20 protein-coding genes are annotated in these 20653 nt (G+C 70.4%); 9 read left to right on the top strand and 11 right to left on the bottom strand.

The annotated features are described in order from the left end of the window. Nucleotides 1-83: 83 nt before the first annotated feature. From EPO51_RS09385 to EPO51_RS09375, 3 genes are all read right to left on the bottom strand, one after another. Nucleotides 84-1400, bottom strand: a complete 1317-nt coding sequence (locus tag EPO51_RS09385) for a hypothetical protein (RefSeq protein ID WP_293349187.1) — start codon at nucleotides 1398-1400, stop codon at nucleotides 84-86. Nucleotides 1401-1571: 171 nt separating this feature from the next. Further along, complete coding sequence (locus EPO51_RS09380; RefSeq protein WP_293349185.1) at nucleotides 1572-2030, bottom strand: NfeD family protein; 459 nt, start codon at nucleotides 2028-2030, stop codon at nucleotides 1572-1574. Nucleotides 2031-2036: 6 nt separating this feature from the next. Then, nucleotides 2037-3011, bottom strand: coding sequence for an SPFH domain-containing protein (locus EPO51_RS09375; RefSeq protein WP_293349182.1), 975 nt, complete (start codon nucleotides 3009-3011; stop codon nucleotides 2037-2039). Between the two features lie 115 nt (nucleotides 3012-3126). Here EPO51_RS09375 and EPO51_RS09370 point away from each other — a divergent pair, with 115 nt between their 5' ends. Beyond that, on the top strand, nucleotides 3127-3660 hold the full coding sequence (locus tag EPO51_RS09370; protein WP_293349180.1) for a hypothetical protein: 534 nt from the start codon (nucleotides 3127-3129) through the stop codon (nucleotides 3658-3660). Here EPO51_RS09370 and EPO51_RS09365 read toward each other — a convergent pair. Next, complete coding sequence (locus tag EPO51_RS09365; protein ID WP_293349178.1) at nucleotides 3657-4640, bottom strand: NAD(P)H-dependent flavin oxidoreductase; 984 nt, start codon at nucleotides 4638-4640, stop codon at nucleotides 3657-3659. The two genes, EPO51_RS09370 and EPO51_RS09365, sit on opposite strands and share 4 nt — an antisense overlap. A gap of 70 nt (nucleotides 4641-4710) precedes the next feature. Next, complete coding sequence (locus EPO51_RS09360) at nucleotides 4711-5610, bottom strand: LysR substrate-binding domain-containing protein (RefSeq protein WP_293349176.1); 900 nt, start codon at nucleotides 5608-5610, stop codon at nucleotides 4711-4713. A gap of 76 nt (nucleotides 5611-5686) precedes the next feature. On the opposite strand from EPO51_RS09360, the gene EPO51_RS09355 reads away from it, so the two are divergent. Together EPO51_RS09355 and EPO51_RS09350 are read left to right on the top strand one after the other, a co-directional pair. Continuing rightward, nucleotides 5687-6292, top strand: coding sequence for a glutathione S-transferase family protein (locus tag EPO51_RS09355; RefSeq protein WP_293349174.1), 606 nt, complete (start codon nucleotides 5687-5689; stop codon nucleotides 6290-6292). Next, nucleotides 6292-7140: a pyridoxamine 5'-phosphate oxidase family protein gene (locus EPO51_RS09350; RefSeq protein ID WP_293349172.1), complete on the top strand. Its 849-nt coding sequence runs from the start codon at nucleotides 6292-6294 to the stop codon at nucleotides 7138-7140. Before EPO51_RS09355 ends, EPO51_RS09350 begins: the two co-directional genes overlap by 1 nt. 86 nt (nucleotides 7141-7226) lie before the next feature. On the opposite strand, the gene yaaA is transcribed toward EPO51_RS09350, so the two are convergent. Continuing rightward, entirely contained in the window at nucleotides 7227-8042 is an 816-nt protein-coding gene (gene yaaA / locus EPO51_RS09345) for a peroxide stress protein YaaA (RefSeq protein ID WP_293349966.1), read from the bottom strand. 91 nt (nucleotides 8043-8133) lie between these two features. On the opposite strand from yaaA, the gene EPO51_RS09340 reads away from it, so the two are divergent. Then, the gene (locus EPO51_RS09340; RefSeq protein WP_293349170.1) at nucleotides 8134-9990 is read left to right on the top strand and encodes a CHASE3 domain-containing protein; all 1857 of its coding nucleotides are present in this window, start codon (nucleotides 8134-8136) and stop codon (nucleotides 9988-9990) included. 98 nt (nucleotides 9991-10088) lie between these two features. On the opposite strand, the gene EPO51_RS09335 is transcribed toward EPO51_RS09340, so the two are convergent. After that, on the bottom strand, nucleotides 10089-11498 hold the full coding sequence (locus tag EPO51_RS09335; protein ID WP_293349167.1) for an FAD-binding oxidoreductase: 1410 nt from the start codon (nucleotides 11496-11498) through the stop codon (nucleotides 10089-10091). Nucleotides 11499-11564: 66 nt separating this feature from the next. Between EPO51_RS09335 and EPO51_RS09330 the strand changes: the two genes are divergently transcribed. From EPO51_RS09330 to EPO51_RS09320, 3 genes are all read left to right on the top strand, one after another. Continuing rightward, on the top strand, nucleotides 11565-11837 hold the full coding sequence (locus EPO51_RS09330; RefSeq protein ID WP_293349165.1) for a type II toxin-antitoxin system VapB family antitoxin: 273 nt from the start codon (nucleotides 11565-11567) through the stop codon (nucleotides 11835-11837). Continuing rightward, nucleotides 11834-12223, top strand: a complete 390-nt coding sequence (locus EPO51_RS09325) for a type II toxin-antitoxin system VapC family toxin (protein WP_293349163.1) — start codon at nucleotides 11834-11836, stop codon at nucleotides 12221-12223. Before EPO51_RS09330 ends, EPO51_RS09325 begins: the two co-directional genes overlap by 4 nt. 67 nt (nucleotides 12224-12290) lie before the next feature. Then, nucleotides 12291-12737 carry a hypothetical protein gene (locus EPO51_RS09320; RefSeq protein WP_293349161.1) on the top strand — a complete coding sequence of 149 codons (447 nt, stop codon included), beginning with the start codon at nucleotides 12291-12293 and terminating at the stop codon, nucleotides 12735-12737. 46 nt (nucleotides 12738-12783) lie between these two features. On the opposite strand, the gene EPO51_RS09315 is transcribed toward EPO51_RS09320, so the two are convergent. Genes EPO51_RS09315 through EPO51_RS09305 form a run of 3 tightly spaced genes read right to left on the bottom strand, consistent with a single transcriptional unit; the run spans nucleotide 12784 to nucleotide 15544 of the window. After that, the gene (locus EPO51_RS09315; protein WP_293349964.1) at nucleotides 12784-13665 is read right to left on the bottom strand and encodes an L-threonylcarbamoyladenylate synthase; all 882 of its coding nucleotides are present in this window, start codon (nucleotides 13663-13665) and stop codon (nucleotides 12784-12786) included. A gap of 14 nt (nucleotides 13666-13679) precedes the next feature. Then, complete coding sequence (locus tag EPO51_RS09310; protein ID WP_293349159.1) at nucleotides 13680-14939, bottom strand: YceI family protein; 1260 nt, start codon at nucleotides 14937-14939, stop codon at nucleotides 13680-13682. Between the two features lie 2 nt (nucleotides 14940-14941). Further along, on the bottom strand, nucleotides 14942-15544 hold the full coding sequence (locus EPO51_RS09305) for a YceI family protein (protein ID WP_293349157.1): 603 nt from the start codon (nucleotides 15542-15544) through the stop codon (nucleotides 14942-14944). 167 nt (nucleotides 15545-15711) lie between these two features. Here EPO51_RS09305 and EPO51_RS09300 point away from each other — a divergent pair, with 167 nt between their 5' ends. Then, nucleotides 15712-17457 carry an acyl-CoA dehydrogenase gene (locus EPO51_RS09300; RefSeq protein ID WP_293349155.1) on the top strand — a complete coding sequence of 582 codons (1746 nt, stop codon included), beginning with the start codon at nucleotides 15712-15714 and terminating at the stop codon, nucleotides 17455-17457. Nucleotides 17458-17634: 177 nt separating this feature from the next. Then, nucleotides 17635-19470, top strand: coding sequence for an ATP-binding protein (locus EPO51_RS09295; protein WP_293349152.1), 1836 nt, complete (start codon nucleotides 17635-17637; stop codon nucleotides 19468-19470). Here the strand turns inward: EPO51_RS09295 and EPO51_RS09290 are convergent. After that, a complete protein-coding gene (locus EPO51_RS09290; protein WP_293349150.1) occupies nucleotides 19467-20648 on the bottom strand; it encodes an amidohydrolase family protein in 1182 nt (393 codons plus the stop codon). The genes EPO51_RS09295 and EPO51_RS09290 overlap by 4 nt on opposite strands. Nucleotides 20649-20653: the final 5 nt, after the last annotated feature.

The following is a 20653-nucleotide window of genomic DNA, read 5'->3' as shown; positions in this document are numbered from 1 at the left end:
CACGTTCGGCAAGGGGGGATCGCGCAAGCAAAAGGCCCGCGGATCGCTCCGCGGGCCTTGGCCGTCCTGGCTTTCGCCGAGGTCTAGGTGTTGCCGGGCAGCTTGCAGTTGCCGGCGAACGCGCAACCGATGGCCTGCACGGCCGTCACGGTCGGCGTGTCCTGGTACTCGATCATGTAGCCCTTGAGCTTGTCCGCACAGGCCACTTCCACGTAGGTCGTGCCCTTCTCGGTCTTGCCGACCACTCGGCTGTTCGAGACCTCGCAGGAGTTGTAGTTGAACTTCTTGAGGTCGGCGGTCAGCAGCGCGTAGGCGGCTTCCGGCTTGGTCAGCGAGCACTTGTAGCCGGCCACCGGAGCGCGGGCGCAGTCCAGGGCCTGGCCCTTGGCGCCGGCCTTGGAGATCAGGATCGAACCCGAACCGTCCTTGCAGACCAGTTCGACGACTTCCTCGCCCGGCTTCGAGGGGAACAGGGCGTACTTGTCGACGTCGCACTTGCCGCCGGCGTTGGTGACCAGCTTGGTGTAGAGGCCGGCCTGTTCGTTCTGGGCCTGGCGGGCGTCGGTCAGGGTGCAGCCGCCCAGGATCTGGGTGGCCTTGGCGCATTCGTAGGTCTCGGTCAGGGCGCCCGTGGAGCCCACCTTGTAGATGTAGCCCTTACCGTCCTGGCAGGAGGCTTCGTAGAAGGTGGAGTTGTCCTTTGACACGCCCACGAAGCGGCGATCCTTCACCGCGCAGCCGTTGTTGGCCTGGGTGACGTACTTGTCGATGGCGGCGAGGCGCGTGGCCTTGTCGGTCATCGTGCATTTGATGTTCGTCTCGGCGTCATCGTACATCAGGCAGTTCTGCGCCTGCAGCGGCTTGGCGCCGTCGAAGGGCACGCTGGCCAGCACGATGTATCCCGTGCCGCCCTGGCAGGCGACTTCCATGTAGGTGTTGGTCTTGGTCTGGCCGATGCCGCGGACTTGTTCGGGGATGCAGTCGGCGCCGGCCGTCTTCAGCAGCGGCTGGAGCACGGCCTTCGGATCGGAGTTGCCCGGCAGGATGCAGGGGGCCGAGGGCGCCTGGCCCGGCGCCGGCGGCGTGTTGGCCTCGACGCAGCTATAGGCGGTGACCGAGCCTTCGGCCGGCTTCTGCAGGACGTAGCCCATCTGGCCCGTGCCGCAGGCGACCTCATAGTAGGAGGTCTTGGACTTCTTGTCCTCGCCGATCAGGCGGGCGTCCGAGACCTGGCAGGAGAGGCCCGCGGTCTGCACCACGGCCGGCGCCTGGGCCATGCCCGACTTGCGCGCGGCGGCGGGAACCTCGGCGGCCTTCTTGGACTGCGAAACAGCAGCCGCCGGGACGAGAAGCGCGGCGATCATCGCCATCGCCAGCCCGATTGCTTTAGGCGTCTTCACCTGTGTCTTCTCCTGGGTCGTGACCTTGGGGTCGTGATTTTGCGGGCACATAAACGCGGCCACGTCGCCGGGGTCAAGCTGCCCAGCGAAGCGGGCCGAAGTGTGGCTTGTTTCCAAATACTTAGCTTGACAGCACCACGTTCGGCGACCCCCGTGGCGAAGCCCTCGCCGTCAGGTGCGCCGCACCTTCAGTCGCGCGCCGTCCACGCCCACGACCTCGACGCTGGCGCCGGCTTCGAGCGCTTCGCCCTCGCTCAGCTCGGCCGCCCACTCCTTGCCGTCGATAAACACCCGGCCCGAGTGGCCTTTGAAAGCCTTCACCGCCGCACCCCGGTGGCCGATCAGCCTGGCGATGTTGTCGTTGATGTCCCCCGCCGGCGCGGTCGCCTGCCGCGGCAGGTAGCGGCGCGCCAACAGGGTCGAGACCAGGGTCAGGAGCGCAAAGACCAGCAGCGCGGTCGGGACGGACAGGTCCAGCAGGCCGACCACCGCCGCGGTCGCCGCCGCGGACGCAGAGGCCCACAGCAGCCAGCCCGAACCGGTCACGACCTCGACCGCCAGCAACGCCGCCGCCAGGCCGGCCCACACCCAGAAGGGCTGGGCGGCGTAGAGGCCCGCGATCGTGTCCATGGGCCTCTAGGCTCCCGTGGAGGGCACGGCCGAGCCGCGGCCGCCTCGGGCCTGCGGACGTGGCGGCGCCGGTCCGTCGGCGTTGACCGACTTCACCAGTTCCCCGATGCCGGCGATGGTGCCGACCAGGGATCCCATGTCGGCCGGCACGATCACCGTCTTCTGCTGCGGGCTCTCGGCCAGCTTGGCGAAGGCCTCCACATATTTCTGGGCGACGAAGTAGTTGATGGCGTTGACGTCGCCCTGGGCGATGGCGTCGGAGACCAGCTCGGTCGCCTTGGCCTCGGCGGCGGCGGCGCGCTCCCGCGCCTCGGCGTCGCGGAAGGCGGCCTCGCGGCGGCCCTCGGCCTGCAGGATCGCCGACTGCTTCTGGCCCTCGGCCACCGTGATGGCGGCCTGCTTCTCGCCGTCGGCCTCGGTGATCACCGCGCGCCGCTCGCGCTCGGCCTTCATCTGCCGGGCCATGGCGTTGGTGATGTCCGGCGGCGGCTGCAGGTCCTTGATCTCGATCCGCGCCACCTTCACGCCCCAGGGGCTGGTCGCCTGGTCGATGACGTCCAGCAGCCGGGTGTTGATCTGGTCGCGCTGCGACAGCACCTCGTCCAGCTCCATGTTGCCCACCACGGTGCGCAGGTTGGTCATGGTGAGCTGGGTGATCGCGAAGTCCAGGTTGGTCACCCGATAGGCGGCCGCGGCGGCGTCCATCACCTGGATAAAGACGATGGCGTCCACCTGGACCGACACGTTGTCCTTGGTGATCACGTCCTGGCGCGGAACGTCCAGCACCTGTTCCATCATGTTGATACGCCGACCGACGCCCTCGACGAACGGGGTCAGGAAGCTGATGCCGGGCTTCAGGGTCCGGGTGTACCGCCCGAACCGCTCGACGGTGTACTCGCGCCCCTGCGGCACGATCTTGATGGCGCCCAGGGCGACCACCAGGGCCAGAACCAGGAACGCGCCAGCGACGATCAATCCCATCACATCCCCTCCCCAGGGCTCAAGCTTCGGAACTCTATCGGGGCGCGCACCATCCCGCCACGGAAACCGGACGGACACGCTCGCGCCAAACTCGGGGGTCTGTTAGCGGTCCGACATGACACGCCGACTGCTGCTCCTGCCCGCCGCCCTCCTGTGCCTCGCCGCGACGCCCGCGCCGAAGGCCGCGCCCGCGAAGCCCGTGGCGAAGACGCCTGCGGCCGCCGCGTTCGACGCCCAGAACCCGCAGAGCCTGATGGACTTGCTGGGCTCGGCGGGGGCCAAGGTGCAGACCAACCGCCGCGACGGCGACTCGGTCTTCGTCACGGTCACGTCGACCGCCGCCAACTTCTCGCTGCAGTTCGCCGGCTGCAACGCCCAGGGCCGCGCCTGCCAGGCCGCGCTGTTCGACAGTCTCATGGATGGCGGCGCCCCGACGCTCGGCCAGATCAACGGCTTCAACCAGACCTCGGTCTTCTGCCGAATCTACCAGGACAAGGTCGGCAAGCCGCACGCCATCTACGCCGCCCTGCTGGTCAAGTCCGACACCCGCGACAGCGCGCTCACCCACCTCGCGGCCTGGCAGGGCTGCCTGGGCGAGGCGCGGGACTTCCTGCGCGATCCCGTGGCCTACCTAGCCAACGCCGCCTAAGCTGGGACCGCCGAGCGGGCCTTGATCGCGGCGACCCGGTCGATGGCGGCCTCCGCCTCGGCCATGATCCGCGCCACGATCTCGGCGGCCGGCAGCACGTCCCTCACCCCGCCGGCCGACTGGCCCATGGCGAAGCAGGACCGGTCGATGTCCAGCCCTTCGATCTGGCCCCCGATGCCGCCCATCACGCCTTCGCGGCTCGACAGCATGGCCTGCTGCGGGAAGGGCTGGATGTCGGCGGGATGCTTCTCCCAGTCCTCGACATAGGGGTTCTTCTTCACCCGCATCGGCTTGCCGGAATAGCTGCGGGTGCGGATGGTGTCCTCGTCCGTCGCCTCGACGATCACGTCCCGGTACATCTGGCCCGCGTGCGCCTCGGCCGAGGCGATGAACCGGGTGCCCATCCAGACGCCCACGGCGCCCAGGCTTAGCGCGGCGGCCAGGCCGCGCCCGTCGTAGAGGCCGCCCGCCGCCACCACCGGGATCTTCACGGCCTCCACCGCCTGGGCCACCAGCGGCAGGGTGCCGACCAGGCCGGTGTGCCCGCCGCCTTCGCCGCCCTGGCAGATCACGGCGTCGCAGCCGGCCTGTTCGGCCTTCACGGCGTGCTTCACGGCGCCGCAGACCACCATCACCTTGAGGCCAGCCTTCTTCAGCTTCTCCATGATCGGCATGGGCACGCCCAGGCCCGCCACGAACGAGGAGGCGCCCTCCTCGATGATGATCTCCACCGAGGCGGTGAGGCTCTCCGGCGAGGCGGCCAGCAGGTCGACGCCGAACGGCTTGTCCGTCAGCGCCTTCACCGCCCGCATCTGCTCGCGGATGAACTCCGGACTGCGGCCCGCCATGCCCAGCACGCCATAGCCGCCGGCGTTCGACACCGCCGCCGCCAGCTCGGCGTAGGAGACCCCGCCCATGCCGGCCAGCATGATCGGATGCTTCACGTCCAGCAGGTCGCAGAGCTTGGTGTGCAGGGTCATCGGACGTCCTCCCGTGTCGTTGCCGGGAAGCATGGCGCCGTAGGTTATCAATGGAAACCGTGACGCGAGGTCAGCCCGGGCGAACCACCTCGAGGCGCGAGAGTTCGACGGCGGCGAAGTCGAGGAACGCCCGCACCCGGGGCGGCATCAGCCGGGCGCTGACCGTGACCAGCTGCACCGGGATCGGCGCGGGCTCGTATCCGGCCAGCAACCGCACCAGCCGGCCATCCGCCAGCTCGTCGGCGAGCTGGTACGACAACACCCGCGTCACCCCGCGCCCCTGGACGGCCGCCTCGATCACCGGCTCCACCGCATTGACCATCAGCCTGGGCCGCAGGCGCACGGTCTGCGGGCCGCGCGGCCCCTCGAACCGCCACTCCGTCGGCCCCGGCTGGGTGCTGGAATAGACGATTTCGTGCCCAGCCAGGTCGCCGGGCCTTTCCGGCGTTCCACGGCTGGCCAGGTAAGCGGGCGAGGCCGCCACGACGCGTCGCACCTCGCCGACGCGGCGGGCCAGCAGGCTGGAGTCGGCCAGGGCCCCGATCCGCAGCGCCACGTCGATGCCCGCGTCCACGAGGTCGAGGTTGCGGTCGTTCAGTGCGAGTTCGACGGTGACCTGCGGGTGGGCGTCCAGGAAGGCGGCCAGCACCGGCGCCACATGGCGCCGGCCGAACACCAGCGGCGCGCTGATCCGGAGGAATCCGCGCAGCGGCCCGTCCTCGTCGTGGGCCATGGCGGCGTCGTAGGCGGCCAGCACGGCGCGGGCCTCGTCGGCGAGCCGCCGGCCCGCCTCGGTCGTCGCCAGCCTGCGCGTCGTCCGTTCCACCAGCCGCACGCCGATCCGCGCCTCCAGCGCAGCCAGGGTCCGGGTCACCGCCGCGGGCGAGCGCCGCAGCCGACGGGCCGCGGCGGCCAGGCTTCCGGTCTCCAGCACGGCCAGGAAGACCGCGAGCTCGTCCAGCCGGTCCATTATTCCATCTATCGCAATTCTGACTTGCTATCTTGCGCGGTTACGTTCCGCCAACGCAACGTCTAGCTTTACCGGCATGAGCGCTCAGATCCGCCTGCACGGCGTCCCGTTGTCCGGCCACGTTCACAAGGTCGACCTCTTCCTCCGCCTGCTCGGGCTGCCGTTCGAGACGGTGGAGGCCGGTCGCGACCAGCGTGACACCGAGGCCTTCCGCCGCCTCAACCCGCTGGGCCAGATCCCGGTGCTGGAGGACGAAGGGCTGGTGTTCGCCGACTCCAACGCCATCCTCGTCTACCTGGCCAAGCGGTACGATGCCGACGGCCGCTGGTTGCCAGAGGCGCCCGCCGAAGCCGCGCGGGTGCAGCGCTGGCTTTCGATCTCGGCGGGCGAAATCCGCTTTGGACCGGCCAACGCCCGGGCCGTCCACCTGTTCGGCCTCAAGACCGACCTGGCCGACGCGCAGGCCGTGGCCGCGCGGCTGCTGGGCTTCATGGACGCCGCGCTGGCCGGGCAGGCGTGGCTGGCCGGCGCCGAGCCGACCCTCGCCGACGTGGCCTGCTATCCCTATGTCGTCGTGGCGCCCGAGGGCGGCGTGGACCTGGAGCCCTATCCGGCCGTCCGCGCCTGGATCGCGCGGTTCGAGGCGCTGCCCGGCGTGAAGCCCATGCCGCGGGCCGCGTGATGGACGCCGCCCCCTGGCACGTCGGCGAACTGCGCGCCCAGGCGCTCTCCGGCGCCGACCACATCCCCGGCGGCGCGGGCATACGCAGCGTCATGCCCGACCAGCACCGGGACTTCTTCGCCTCGCTCCCGTTCATGGTCGCCGCGACCCTGGACGAGGCGGGCGCGCCGATGGCCACGTTGCTGACCGGGCGGCCGGGCTTCGTCGGCAGTCCCGACCCGACGACGCTGAGCATCGCCGCCCACAGCGCCGATCCGGCGGGCCGGCGCCTGGTCGCGGGTGCGCCGATCGGACTGCTCGGCATCCAGCCGGACACCCGCCGCCGCAACCGCGCCAACGGCGTGGTCACCGCCGCCGGTCCCGATGGCCTGACCGTCCAGGTCGCGCAGAGCTTCGGCAACTGCCCGCAGTACATCCATCCCCGCCACGTGATGGCGGACCGCCGCGTCGCCATCCACGCCGAGCCGTTCCAGGGCCTGGACGCCCGCGCCCGCAAGCAGGTCGCCGCGGCCGACACCTTCTTCGTCGCCACCTCCAGCGGGCCGGGGGTGGAGAACGGCGGCGTCGATGTCTCCCACCGGGGCGGTCCCCCCGGTTTCGTGCGCGTCGCGGGCGATGTGCTGACGATCCCCGACTATCGGGGCAACCGCTACTTCAACACCCTGGGCAACCTGCTGCTGGAGCCCAGCGCGGCCTTGCTGTTCGTGGACTTCGCCAACGGCGAGCTGCTGCAGCTCCAGGGAACTGCCGAGGTGGCCTGGGGCGAGCACGACCTGCCGGGCGCCGAACGCACCTGGCGATTCACGGTGACCGGCGGCTGGCGCGGTCCGGCCGGCCTCTACGCCTGAGCCCTGGCCCGCTAGAGGCCTTCCCGGTCAGGATGCCTTTTCATGACCGGACAAGAAGGCCTCTAAAGCAAAGAGGTCGAGCCCGTTCATCCCGGTCGGCTTGATTCAAGCCGACTGGGACGGGCTCTGGGCGGCGGTGGCTGCGGCCGGGCGAAGGTCAGTTCCTCGTCCGACGACAGGTGCGGCTGGAAGCGATAGCCGTCGACGTCGAAGGCCTTCAGGTCCGTGGTCCGGTCGATCCGGTTGTCGATGGCGTAGCGGGCCATGGCGCCGCGCGCCCGCTTGGCGAAGAACGAGATGATGCGGGCCTCGCCGTCCTTCTCCTCAAGGAACCGGCAGGAGACCACCGGCGCCTTCAGGACCTGGCGATCCACGGCGCCGAAGTATTCGCCGCTGGCGCAGTTCACCACCGTGCGGTCCTTGTGGCCCAGGGCGGCTTCGTCCAGCGCAGCAGAGATCCGCGATCCCCAGAAGTCGTAGAGGCTCTGGCCGCGCCGGGTCTTGATCCGCACGCCCATCTCCAGCCGGTAAGGCTGGATCGCGTCGAGCGGGCGCAGGACGCCGTAGAGGCCGGACAGGATGCGCAGGTGGTCCTGCGCCCACGCCAACGCCTTCCGGTCCAGTTCGCGCGCCTTCAGGCCCAGATAGACGTCGCCGTTGAATGCGAAGGCAGCCTGCAGTCCGTCCTCACTCTCGGGCTGGAAGGCCTGGAACCGCTCGCGGTTCAGCTTCGCCAGGGCGTCGGACAGCGACATCATCCGCTTCAGGTCGGAGACGCGCAGCTTCTTCGTGGTCTTGGCCAGCTCGGCGGTCTGGTCGGCCAGTTGCGGCAGGGTCAGCGGGGCGGACGGCGGCGCGGCGTCGAAATTCAGCGCCTTGGCCGGGGAGAGCACGATCAGCATCACGCCCCCTTTGCCGCGCATTGCGCCCGGCGCCAAGGCTTCCGCTATGGCTCAGCTTGCCTGCGGCTGACGGGTCGGCGATGAGTTCGGAATGGGGCGTGTTCACAATGACAAGGCGCTGGTCGCGCTGCTGTTCGGATTCGGCGCGCTCGTGGTCGCGATCCTGGGCACCATCTGGCTCAGCGCGCGGCAGGAAGAGGCCAGCCGGTCGGTGCGCCATACGCTCCAGGTGGAGAGCCACCTCGCCGACCTGACCTCGCTTATCCAGGACGCGGAAACCGGCCAGCGAGGTTACCTCCTGACCGGTCGTCCGGAATTCCTGAAGCCGTACGACATCGCCGGCGCGCGCCTCGAACGCGATCTGGCGGAACTCCAGCGCCTGGTGGCGGACAACCCGCGCCAGGTCGCGAAAGCGGCCAGGTTCCGCGGGTTGGCGATCGAGCGCCTGACCTTCCTTCGCGAGAACCTCGCCAGTTATCGCCGCGGCGCCCGTCCGGATGCGATGGGCGATCGCTTGAACGAAGGCCGCCGGGTCATGGACGAGTTGCGCGCGGTCATGATCGCCATGCGGGCCGAGGAGAGTCGCCTCCTGGCGATCCGCGCGGAGGAGGTCGAGGCCGCGGGCGTTCAGCTGCGGATCACGCTCGCGGTCATCGGGATCGCGGCCCTGGTGCTGGGCGCCTTCGCCGTCGCCGACGGCCGGCGGCGCCTGCGGCAGGCGCTGGAGGCGGCCGACTCGCTCGCGACGGCCAACGCCAGCCTCAAGGCCGAGGCCGAGAGCCGCGAGGCCGCCGAGGCCCAGGTGCGGCAGTTCCAGAAGATGCAGGCGATCGGCCAGCTCACCGGCGGCATCGCCCACGACTTCAACAACATGCTGGCCATCGTCATCGGTTCGCTGGACCTGGCCAAGCGCCGCCTGAAGACCGACGTCGCCCGCGCCGAGGCCTGCATCGACAGCGCCCTGGAAGGCGCCAGCCGCGCCGCCCAGCTCACCGCCCGCCTGCTGGCCTTCTCCCGGCTGCAGCCGCTGGAGCCGCGGGTGCTCGACATCAACAAGCTGGTGGGCGGCATGTCCGAACTGCTGCGTCGGACCATCGGCGAGAACCTGCGCGTCGAGACGGTCCTGGCGGGCGGCCTGTGGCGGACCCACGCCGACCCGGCCCAGCTGGAGAACGCCATCGTCAACCTGTGCGTCAACGCCCGCGACGCCATGCCCGACGGCGGCAAGCTGACCATCGAGACCACCAACGCCCATCTGGACGACGCCTACGCCGCGAGCCACGCCGAGGTGGAGCCCGGCCAGTACGTGATGATCTCGGTCAGCGACACCGGGACCGGCATGCCCCCCGAGGTGGTCGAACGCGCCTTCGAGCCCTTCTACACCACCAAGGGCGTTGGCCGGGGCACCGGCCTGGGGCTCAGCCAGGTGCACGGCTTCGTCAAGCAGAGCCATGGCCACGTGAAGATCTATTCCGAGGCCGGTGTCGGCACGACGATCAAGATCTACCTGCCGCGCAACACCGGCGAGATCGACGCGGGCGAGACGACGGTCCGGCCGCTGGACGAGTTGCCCCACGGCAGCGCCGACGAGATCGTCCTGGTGGTCGAGGACGACGACCGCGTGCGCCACCTCAGCGTCGATGCGTTGCGGGAGCTGGGCTACACCGTGGTCCAGGCGGCGGACGCCGACCAGGCGCTCACGGCCCTGGCCCTGCAGCCGCGGGTCGACCTGCTGTTCACCGACGTGGTGATGCCCGGCCTGGACGGACGACGCCTGGCCGACAAGGCGCGCGAAACCTGGCCCGACCTGAAGGTGCTCTACACCACCGGCTATACGCGCAACGCCATCGTCCACAACGGCATGCTGGACGCCGGCGTCGCCTTCGTCGCCAAGCCCTTCACCATCGAGCAGATCGCCCTGAAGGTGCGGCAGGTCCTCGACGCCTAGAGCGCTTTCCGGCGAAGTGGATACCGGTTCGCCGCCAGAAGGCGCGACAAAGCAAAGACCTGGAGCGCAGCTCCGATTCAATCGGAGCGAATAGCGCTCTAGAACAGCACCCGCGGATTGAGGATGCGCTTGGGGTCCAGGGCCTGGCGGATGGCCCGCTGGGCCGCAAGCTCGACCTCGCTCTTGTAGCGGGCGCCCTCGGCGGTCTTCATCGCCCCCAGGCCATGCTCGGCGCTGATCGACCCGCCCATGGCGGCCACGATGTCGTGGACGATGCGCGAGCCCGCGTCCCGCCGCGCGGAATGCTCGGCGTCCGAACCGCCGTCCGGCCGCAGCACGTCGTAGTGGATGTTGCCGTCGCCCACGTGGCCGAAGGCCGCGATGCGCGCGCCCGGGCTGAAGGCCTGCATGGCGGCGGTCGCCCTCGCCAGGAACGCCGCCACCTGGCTCACCGGCACGGCGATGTCGTGCTTCCAGGTCGCGCCCTCGGGCTTCTGGGCCGGCGACTGGTTCTCGCGGATCGCCCACAGCGCCTTGGCCTGGGTCTCGGTCTGGGCCACCACCGCGTCGCGGATCAGCCCCGCCTCCAGCCCCTCGGCCAGGAACCGCTCCATGGCCGCGTCGGCCGACCCGGGCTCGCCGGACGAGAACTCGGCCAGCACGTACCAGGGGTGCGGCTCCGCCAGCGGATCGCGCGTGCCGGCGATGTTGCGCAGCGCGAAGTCGACGCCCAGCCGCCCCATCAGCTCGAAGGCCTCGACGGCGCCGCCGGTCTCGTCCTTGGCGCGGACCAGCAGGCGGATGGCGTCCTCGGGACTGCCCAGGCCGATCATCGCCACGGCCCGCGACGCCATCACGGGATAGAGTTTCAGGGCCGCCGCCGTCACCACGCCCAGCGTGCCCTCGGCCCCGATCAGCAGCTGCTTGAGGTCGTAGCCCGTGTTGTCCTTGCGCAGCCGCTTCAGCCCGTTCCACACCTCGCCGGTCGGCAGCACCGCCTCCAGGCCCAGCACCAGGTTGCGGGTCATGCCGTAGCGCAGCACCTGGGTCCCGCCGGCGTTGGTGGAGACCACCCCGCCGACCGTCGCTGAACCCTCGGACGCCAGGCCCAGCGGGAACCGCCGCCGCACCTCGGCCGCCGCCGCATGCACTTCGGCCAGGGTCACGCCGGCCTCGGCGGTGAGCGCGTCGTCGAAGGCGTCGACCTCGCGGATGCCCTTCATGCGCTCGGTGGACAGCAGGATCTCGCCCTGCGGGATCTGGCCGCCGACCAGGCCGGTGTTACCGCCCTGCACGGTGATGGGTTGGCCGGCCTCGAAACAGACGCCGACCACGGCCGCCACTTGGTCGGTGGTCTTCGGCAGCGCCAGGAACGAGGTCTGGCCCACCCAGCGGTCCCGCCATTCCACCAGCTTCGGCGCGATCCGTTCCGGATCCTCGCTCCAGCCGCCGGGGCCCAGCACGGCCTTCAGGCGCGAGATCACATCGGCGGGAACGGGGGCGGTCATGGGCGAAACCTACGCTTCCGGCCGGGCGTTCGCCAGTATATACTCCGATATATACTGGAGCCTGCCGTGGCCATCCTGATCAAGAACCCCGAGGTCGAACGCAAGGCGCGCGAGCTGGCCGCCTTGAAGCGGCAGACCATTACGCGTGCGCTCGATGAAGCCCTGGACCGCGAGCTTCAGGCGGCGCGCCAGGAGCGGCGACGTCCGACGCTCCAGGAGATCGTCGCCGCGACCGAGGACCTGCACGCAAAGGCTGGTGTCCGTGGCCCCTTCCCGGCCGTAACCAAGGCCGAATGGGACGAAATCAACGAGGTCCCCGGGATGGCTGAGGACGAATGATCGTAGTCGACGCGTCGGCGTTGGTGGCGATCGGCCTGACCGAGCCCGACATGCTCGCCTACCAACGCGCTCTCGCGCTGTCGGACGGCAGCTGGCTCAGCGCGATCAACTACGTGGAGACGATGATCGTCCTCAATCGCTACGGCGTCGTCTCCGGCGTCGAGGACCTCGACGGCTGGCTCGTGCGCCAGGGCGTCGAGGTGTTCGAGGGCCCCGATATGCGCCGCGGGGCGGCTGAAGCCTTCCTGCGCTACGGCAAAGGCCGCCATCCGGCGCGTCTGAACCTCGGCGACTGCTTCGCCTACGCCCTCGCGAAGGAACTCGACGCCCCGCTTCTCTACAAGGGCCACGACTTCGCGCTGACCGACATCCGATCGGCCCTCTGACGCGCTGAGGGCGGGAGCGGACCCTCCACCCGTCGGAGATGGGGTGGAAGGCGGTCCTCCGGCCGCTATGCTGGCGACCATGGTCCAGCGTGCCGAACCCCCCGCTTTCGTAGTCGAGACCCTGGGCGAAAGCAGTGGCCATTGCGACTGCTGCGGCAATGAGAGCCGGTCCGTTTGGGGGGTCGCCTATGAAGGCGAGACCGCGAGCGCCGCATACTGGATGCATTGGACAGTTGGACATCTAAGTGAACCGGGGGCGAACCTCGACTTGGTCATTGGGCGTTGGGGGGAAGGGGCGACCGCCGATGACCGAGTGCTCGTATCGCTTCTTCACCGACAACAGCCGGACGGCGCCCCGGCCCTGATGGTAATCGACGCTGCCGACAGGCAGGCAGCGAAAGGCGAACTGGCGCGAACTGCGCTCGCACGAGCCGACGTCGTCGGCACTCCTTTGGCACCGCGCGTCTTCGCCATTGTGGACGCCATCTACGTGCAGGACGGTCGCTTCTTCTAACGTCTGCTTCGATCGGGAGCACACGGGGCGCGCGAAGCGGATCCGCCTAGCCGACAAACCCCGCCGCGCGCTTAAGGCGGTCGTTGATCGCCTCGCCCAGGCCCTCGTGCGGGATCGGGGCCACCGCGATGCCGGCCGGCGCGGTCCGGTCCGCGGCCCGCAGGTAGGCGAACAGGTTCGCCGCCGCCTCGCGCAGGTCGCCCGCCGGGCTGAGGTTCCAGGGGCCTCGCCCGGCCGCACCGAACGACAGCCAGGCCTCGCCGGCATCAGGCTCGGTGACGTCCAGCCGCACCGGCGCGTTGGGCGCGTAGTGGCGGGCCAGCCGCCCTGGCGACCGCTTCGCGTCATCCTCCGCCTCCGCCAGCGGTCCGACCACGGCCTCGATCTCGGCGCGGGTCACCGCCCCCGGCCGCAGCAGGCGCGCCGCGTCCAGCAGCGCCACCACCGTGGATTCCAGCCCGACCTCGCAGGCGCCGCCGTCCAGCGCCGCGGCCGCCGCCGGGCCGGTCTCCTCCATGGCGTCGGCGAAAGTCGTGGGGCTGGGCCGGCCGGAGCGGTTGGCCGACGGCGCCACCACCGGCCCGCCGAAGCGCGCGATCAGGGCGTGCGCCAGGGGATGGCCCGGAACCCGCACCGCCACCGTGTCCAGGCCGGCGCGCGCCAGGTCGCAGACCGCCTCGCCCCCCGCCACCGGCAGCACCAAGGTCAGCGGCCCCGGCCAGAACCGCGCCGCCAGCGCCTCGGCCCGCGCGTCGAAGCGGGCGATCCGGCGCGCCATCGCGACGTCCGCGGCGTGGGCGATCAGGGGGTTGAAGCTGGGCCGGCCCTTGGCCTCGTAGACCGCCGCGACGGCGCGCGCGTTCCCGGCGTCCGCCGCCAGGCCATAGACCGTCTCGGTGGGCATGATCACGAGGCCGCCGGCGGCCAGCGCCTCGGCCGCGGCTACGACCGCCGCGCCTTGAGGGTCACGCTCACCGTCACCTTGGCCGGAATCTGCTCGGTGTTCGTCCACTCGCCCTGCCCAACGCCGAACGCGGTCCGGTCGAGGCTGGTTACACCGCTGACCTCGGCCCTGTCGCCGTCGATCTTGAGCCGGAACGGCAGGTCCAGCGGCCGGCTGATCCCGCGCAGGGTCAGCCGCCCGTGGGCGACGTAGCGGCCCTCGCCCGTCCGCTCGAACCGGCTGGCGGTGAACTCGGCCTTGGGGTGGGCCGTGGCGTCCAGCCAATCGGAGGTGTCCAGGCTGGCGTCGCGCTGTTGATCGCCCGTGTCGCCTGAGGCCACGTCGATGGCGACCCGGATCCGAGAGCCTTCGAGGGCGTCCGGGCTGAACAGGATGTCCGCCGTCCAGCGTGTGAACCGCCCCTCGACCGGCTGACCGCTCCAGTTGGTGGCGAAGCCGAGCGTCGAGCCGGGCTGAACCGCCCAGCGCACCGGGCCGGTGGGCGCCGGCGTGGCGACGGCGGGCGGCGCCGACGGCGGCGGAGGCGCGGGGATCTCGGCGATCACCGGCGCCGGCGCAGGAGCGGGCGCGCGCATGGCCGGACCGGGCGGCTGGTAGAACTGGGCGAAGGCCACGACGGCGACGAGGCCAGCGGCCACGACAAGGAGCCGCGGCTCCAGCCGCCGCCCCGGCCGCGCCCCCGGCGCCATTCGCGCCAGCACCGGCGAGTCGCCGTCCAGCCACTGGTGCTTCAGCGCGCCCGCGACGTGGAGGCCGAAGAGGACGTAGGCGCCCTTGATGGTCAGCTGGTGCGCGTTTTCCGCCGTCTCGTTCCAGGCCGCCTTCGCCGCGGGCGCCAGTTCGGGCAGGCCTGGAAGGTGCGGCCAGGGGATCGCCCCGAACAGCACGGTGGGGAAGGCGATGCGGCTGGTCGAGACCATGACCCAGCCGCTGAGGGGCATCAGGATCATCACCGCGTAGAAGCCCCAGTGGACGGCCGCCGACAGCCGCCGCTCCCACGGCGCCAGGTTCGTGGGCTCCGGCGGGCGATAGATCAGCCGCCACGCCAGCCGCGCCAGGCTGAGCAGCAGGATGGTTATCCCCACCGACTTGTGTAGCTGGAACACCGCGAACGCCTCGGGCGTGCGGGCCTCCATCCGCCCGGCCAGCACCACCTGCGCCACGATGAGGGCCGCGATGGTCCAGTGCAGCGCGATCGCGACCGCCGCGTACCGGGGAGTCCGTGTGATGTCCGCCACGCCTACTTCTTCACGAACTCGACCTCGAACGCGAGGTCCACCGTATCGCCCGCGAAGGGCCGCCCTCCTGTCACGCCGAACTCGGACCGCTTGATCCGGCCCGTGCCCGAGAAGCCCATCCGCGTGCCGGCCCCCAGCAGGCCCGGCCCGACGCCGTTGAATTCGACGTCCAGCACGATCGGCTTCGTGACGCCGTGCAGCGTCAGGTCGCCATTGAGCTGGCCCTTGCCCTCCTCGGTCGTCGTCAGGCCGGTCGAGGCGAAGCTGATCACGGGGTACTTCTCGGGTTCGAAATAACCGGCGACGGTCTTGTTGAACACATTGTCCTCGGTGTCGATCGACTTGGGATCGACCGCGATCGTCACCTTGGTCGCCTGCCAGTTGGCCGGATCGTAGGCGAAGGCGCCGCTCAGGACCCGGAAGCGCATGGTGTAGCGCGAGAAGCCGCCCATGTGCGGAACCTTGACCAGCAGGGCGGCGTGCCGAGGATCCAGGTCGTAGCTGCCGGCGGGGACTCGGGCCGGATCCCGGCTGGTCGGGTCGGCGGCCGCCGCGCCCGAGGCCAGGAGGCTGATGGCCAGCGCGGTCGCGGCGTATCGCGGCATTCGAGAACTCCCTCCGGCGCAATCATACCTGAACGGCGGCGGAATTTCGGCGGCCATTCCCCCTTCCGTGCCGCCCAGCGACGCTGCCGGCGCGTGCGGGACACAAAAATGTTCGCCGACCGGCGGGCGGGGCTCTAGAACCCCCCGCAGCTTTCCGAGAGGCCCGCATGACCTTCCGCGCTCCCGTCCGAGACCTGGCCTTCGCCCTGAAGACGGTCGGCCATCCCGAACTGCTGGCGCGGGCCTATCCCGACCTGGACGACGACACGGTCCAGGCCGTGCTGGAGGCCGCCGCGTCTTTCGCCGACAACGAGCTGGCCCCGCTGAACCGCAAGGGCGACTTGGAGGGCGCACGCTACGAGAACGGCAAGGTCACCGCCGCCCCCGGCTTCGCCGACGCTTACCGGCACTTCGTCGAACAGGGCTGGAACTCGCTCTCGGCCGATCCCGACCACGGCGGCCAAGGCCTGTCCAAGGCCATGGAGCTGGCCGTCTTCGAGATGGTCCATGCGGCCAACATGGCCTTCGGCCTCTGCCCCATGCTGACCCAGGGCGCGATCGAAGCGCTGGCCCTGCACGGCACCGAGAAGCAAAAGCGCCTGATCCTGCCCAAGATGGTCTCGGGCGAATGGACCGGCGCCATGGTGCTGACCGAGCCGCAGGCGGGCTCGGACTTGGCCGCCCTGACCACCCGCGCCGATCCGGACGGCCAGGGCGGCTATCGCCTCACCGGCCAGAAGATCTTCATTACCTGGGGCGACCACGACGCCGCCGACAACATCTGTCACCTGGTGCTGGCCCGCACCCCCGACGCGCCGCCCGGGGTGAAGGGCATCAGCCTGTTCCTGGCCAACAAGTACGAGGTGAAGGACGACGGTTCGCTGGGCGGCCGCAACGACTTCCGCCCCGGCTCCATCGAACACAAGCTGGGCATCCACGCCTCGCCCACCTGCGTGATGCTGTACGAGGGCGCCCAGGCCGAATTGGTCGGCGAACTGGGCCAGGGCCTGGCCCATATGTTCGTCATGATGAACGCCGCGCGCCTGCAGGTCGGCGTCCAGGGCGTGGGCATCGCCGAGCGGGCGTTCCAGCAGGCGTTGGCGTTCAGCCAGGAGCGCAAGCAGGGCCGCACCGCCTGGGAGGCCGACGGCGCGATCTACGGCCATCCCGACGTGCGCCGCACGCTGATGCTGATGAAGGCCAAGATCGAGGCGGCCCGCGGGATCTGCCTGACCACCGGCGTGCTGGCCGACCTCGCCCACAAGGCCGAGAGCGAGGACGAGAGGGCCGCCGCCAAGGCCCGCCAGGAACTGCTGACGCCGATCGCCAAGGCCTGGTCCACCGACATCGGCGTCGAGGTCGCCTCGCTGGGCGTGCAGCTGCACGGCGGCATGGGCTTCATCGAGGAGACCGGCGCGGCCCAGCACTACCGCGACGCCCGCATCGCCCCGATCTACGAGGGCACCAACGCCATCCAGGCGCTCGACCTCGTCGGCCGCAAGGTCCGCATGAACGGCGGCGCGACGCTGAAGGCGCTCTGCGGGGAGATGGCGCTCACCGCCGAGATCCTGACCGAGTCTCCCGGCCTGGCCCCGGTGGGCCGGCGGCTGGCCGCCGGGATCGCGGCGCTGGAGCGGGCCACCGACACCCTCCTCGCCGGCGACAACCCCAACGCCTTCACCGTCGCCACGCCTTTCTTGAAGCTGGCCGGCGACGTGGTGGGGGGCTGGATCCTGGGCCGCCAGGCGCTGGCCGCCGCGGGCTCGGACGATCCGTGGCTGGTCGGCAAGGGCGCGCTGGCCCGCCTCTACGCCAGCCAGGTGCTGACCCAGGCCTCCGGCCTGGCCGACGCCATCGCCGAGGGCGGCGCCGACGACCTTGAAGCCACCCCGGCCGCGGCCCTCGCGGGCTAGCCCCGGACGTAGCTGACGCCCGGCGCAAGGGCCGAGCCGCGCCGCGGAATTCGCGAATTGGGCGAAGGACGCCACCTCCAGTTGAGAACACCACGTTCTTCGACGATTTACCTTTGCCGCCTACCTTCCCTCGAAAGGGGAAGGCGTATGTTCAGGGCCAGGTCGAAGGCCAGGAAAATGCCCGCGGCCGCCGCGGTCGTGGATGCGAAGCTGACCGCGTATCAGCTGACGGTCGGCGGCCTGCGGCTGCCGGTCGGCGTCCACTACGCGTTCAACGCGGTCTTCGCCGGCGGCATGTGGATGCTGGGCCACCCGCTGATCGCGGCCTGCATGTTCCTCGGCGCCTCGCTGTTCGACACCTTCCAGCAGGTCCTGGTGCGCCGCTGGCTCGACGTCAGCCAGGACGCCGACGAGGCCAGGGGCTTCCGCAAGCTCGCCGCCCTCTGCGTCGCGCGCGTGGTCGTCTACACCGCGCCCACCCTGGCGATGGCGGCGACCGGGAACACGCCCGAGCACATCTACTACGGCATCCAGCTCGTCAGCCTGCTGATCGTCGCCATGGGCGCCGGGGCGCTTTCGCGCTCGACGTTCTGGGCGCTGGCCGGGCCCGCGCTGCTGCAGTTCGCGGGCTTCATCCTGGTGATGTTCGAACCCTTGGCCGGCGGCGCCCTGATGCTCGGCCTGGTGGTGCTGACGGTCCTGGTGGCGACGATCTCCGAGCGCACGAACCGGGCGATCTCCACCTGGCACACCGCCTTCCTCGGCAACGTCGCCCTGGTCGAGGACCTGGCGGCCGCCCGCGACCAGGCCGTGGCAGAGCGCACCGCCGCCGACGAGGCCCGCGAGGCCGCCCGGCAGGCCAACCGCGCCAAGTCCAACTTCCTCGCCACCATGAGCCACGAGATCCGCACGCCGATGAACGGCGTCCTCGGCATGGCCCAGCTCCTGAAGCGCGACGAGACCAATCCCCTCCAGGCCGGCCGCCTGGACGTGCTCATCGACAGCGGCGAATACCTGCTGTCGATCCTCAACGACATCCTCGACGTCTCGAAGATCGACGCCGGCAAGCTGGAGATGGTCACCGCGGCCGAGGACCTGCACGATTTCCTGGGGCGGCTGGTCAGCTTCTGGACGCCCCGCGCCGAGGAGCGCGGCGTGGCGCTGGAACTCAGGCTGGCGCCGGAGACGCCGCGCGCGGTGTTCGTCGACGCCCTGCGCCTGCGCCAGGTGATGTTCAACCTCGTCGGCAACGCCCTGAAGTTCACCCATGAAGGTTCGGTCGTCGTCCTGGCGGAGGCGGCCTCCTGGGACGACGACCGGATCCAGCTCCATCTCGCCGTCCGCGACACCGGCCCCGGCATCGCGCCGCAGCATCTGCCGCACCTGTTCGACCGTTTCTCGCAGGCCGACGAATCCGAGGCGCGCCGGTTCGGCGGCACCGGCCTGGGCCTGTCCATCGTCAAGCAGCTCAGCGAGCTGATGGGCGGCCGCGCCTGGGTCGAAAGCGAGCTGGGCCGCGGGTCGACCTTCCACGTGGAAATCCCGCTGGACCTGGTCCAGGACCCGATCGGCGCCGTCGAGGCCGACGTCAACGAGCCCCAGCCGATGGCCGTCGAGGCCCTGCGCATCCTGGCCGTCGACGACAACGCCGTGAACCTGCTGGTGCTGGACCAGCTGCTGACCAGCCTCGGCCACACGGTCGCCAAGGCCTCCAGCGGGACCGAGGCGTTGCGGGCGCTGGGCGACCAGTCCTTCGACCTGCTGCTCACCGACATCCAGATGCCCGGCCTGACCGGCGTCGACGTCCTGGAGGCTTTGCGCGCCGCGCCCGGACCCAACCAGGCCATCCCGGTGATCGCGCTCACCGCCGACGTCACCTCGGGCGGCCGCCAGCGCTACCTCGACCAGGGCTTCACCGAACACGCCGCCAAGCCGATCCAGCTCCAGGACCTGCTGGGCGCCGTGGTCCGCGCGGTCAACGCCGGACCGATCGAGATCTCGCGCGTCGCCTAAGCCGCCGCGAGCGACGGCAGGTCGTGCAGCGCCGGGTCCAGGCCCCGCCCCATCAGGTCGATGAAGTTGTCGCGGTAGAAGGCGCGCTTCGCCGCCGTGTCCACGCCGGCCAGGTTGTCGTTGAAGCGCTTCAGCGGATTGCGCCCGCCCTCCACGTGCGGGAAGTCCGACGAGAACAGCACCATCTCGCGGCCGGAATTCTCCATGATCCAGGCCACGTCCTCGTGCGGATAGGGCGTGACGCGGAGCTGCCGGCGCAGGATCGCGCTGGGCGTGTCGGACAGCTTCTGCAGCCGCTCCTCCCGGCCGAACGCCGCGCAGCCGCTGTCCAGGAACTTCATCAGGCTGGGCAGCCACGACGCCCCCAGTTCGATCGCCCCGAACTTCAGCCGCGGGAAGCGGTCGAAGACCCCGTCGATCACCAGGGCCGACAGCGTCTGCCAGACGCTGAGCGGGATCGCCATGAAGGTCAGCGAGGTGAAGTTCTCGTCGCCGCCGTGGAAGTCCTTCACGAAGGGCAGCCCGTTCTCCAGGTAGTCCTTGTGCATCTTCTCCTCGCCGCCGACGTGGAAGAGGATCGGAATGCCCGCCTCCTCCGCCAGCGCCCACAGCGGATCCAGCTCGCGATGGCTGGGCGAGAAGCCCGGCGGATGCCGCGACGGGACCACCAGCGCCTTGGCGCCCAGGGCCAGGGCCTCCCTGGCGATTTCCGGCGCCCGCTTCCGGTCGACCAACGGCACATAGCCGGTGGCCAGCAGCCGCCGGTCCACCGAACAGAACTCGGTCATCATCCGGTTGTGGGCGCGGGCCGCCTCAAGGGCCAGTTCCACCTCGCCCATCTGCTCCAGCCCGAAGTTCGACAGGCAGGCGGTGGTGAACACCAGCTGCGAGGTGAAGCCGAGATAATCCAGGGTCTTTGGCCGGTCGTCCGCCTCGAAGGCGCCCAGGGCCTCGTAGTTCTTGCGCAGCAGGATGTTGGCCTCGGCGCCCGCCCGGAATTCCGGGTCCTTGGCCTTCTCCGCCGCCTTGGCGAACCATTCCGGCAGCACGTCCTTGCGGCCGGTCTTCTCGGCGAAGGCCGCCCGGAACTTCGGGTCCAGGTAACGGTTGACCGTGCCCGGCAGCTCCATGACGTGGCTGTCCGCGTCGTGAACCGTCTGGCCTTCGACGTAAGCCATGGCGC

The sequence above is a fragment of the Phenylobacterium sp. genome (assembly GCF_004297125.1).
In the GTDB taxonomy this organism is placed as follows: domain Bacteria; phylum Pseudomonadota; class Alphaproteobacteria; order Caulobacterales; family Caulobacteraceae; genus Phenylobacterium.
This window is presented reverse-complemented; position numbering and strand designations above follow the sequence as displayed.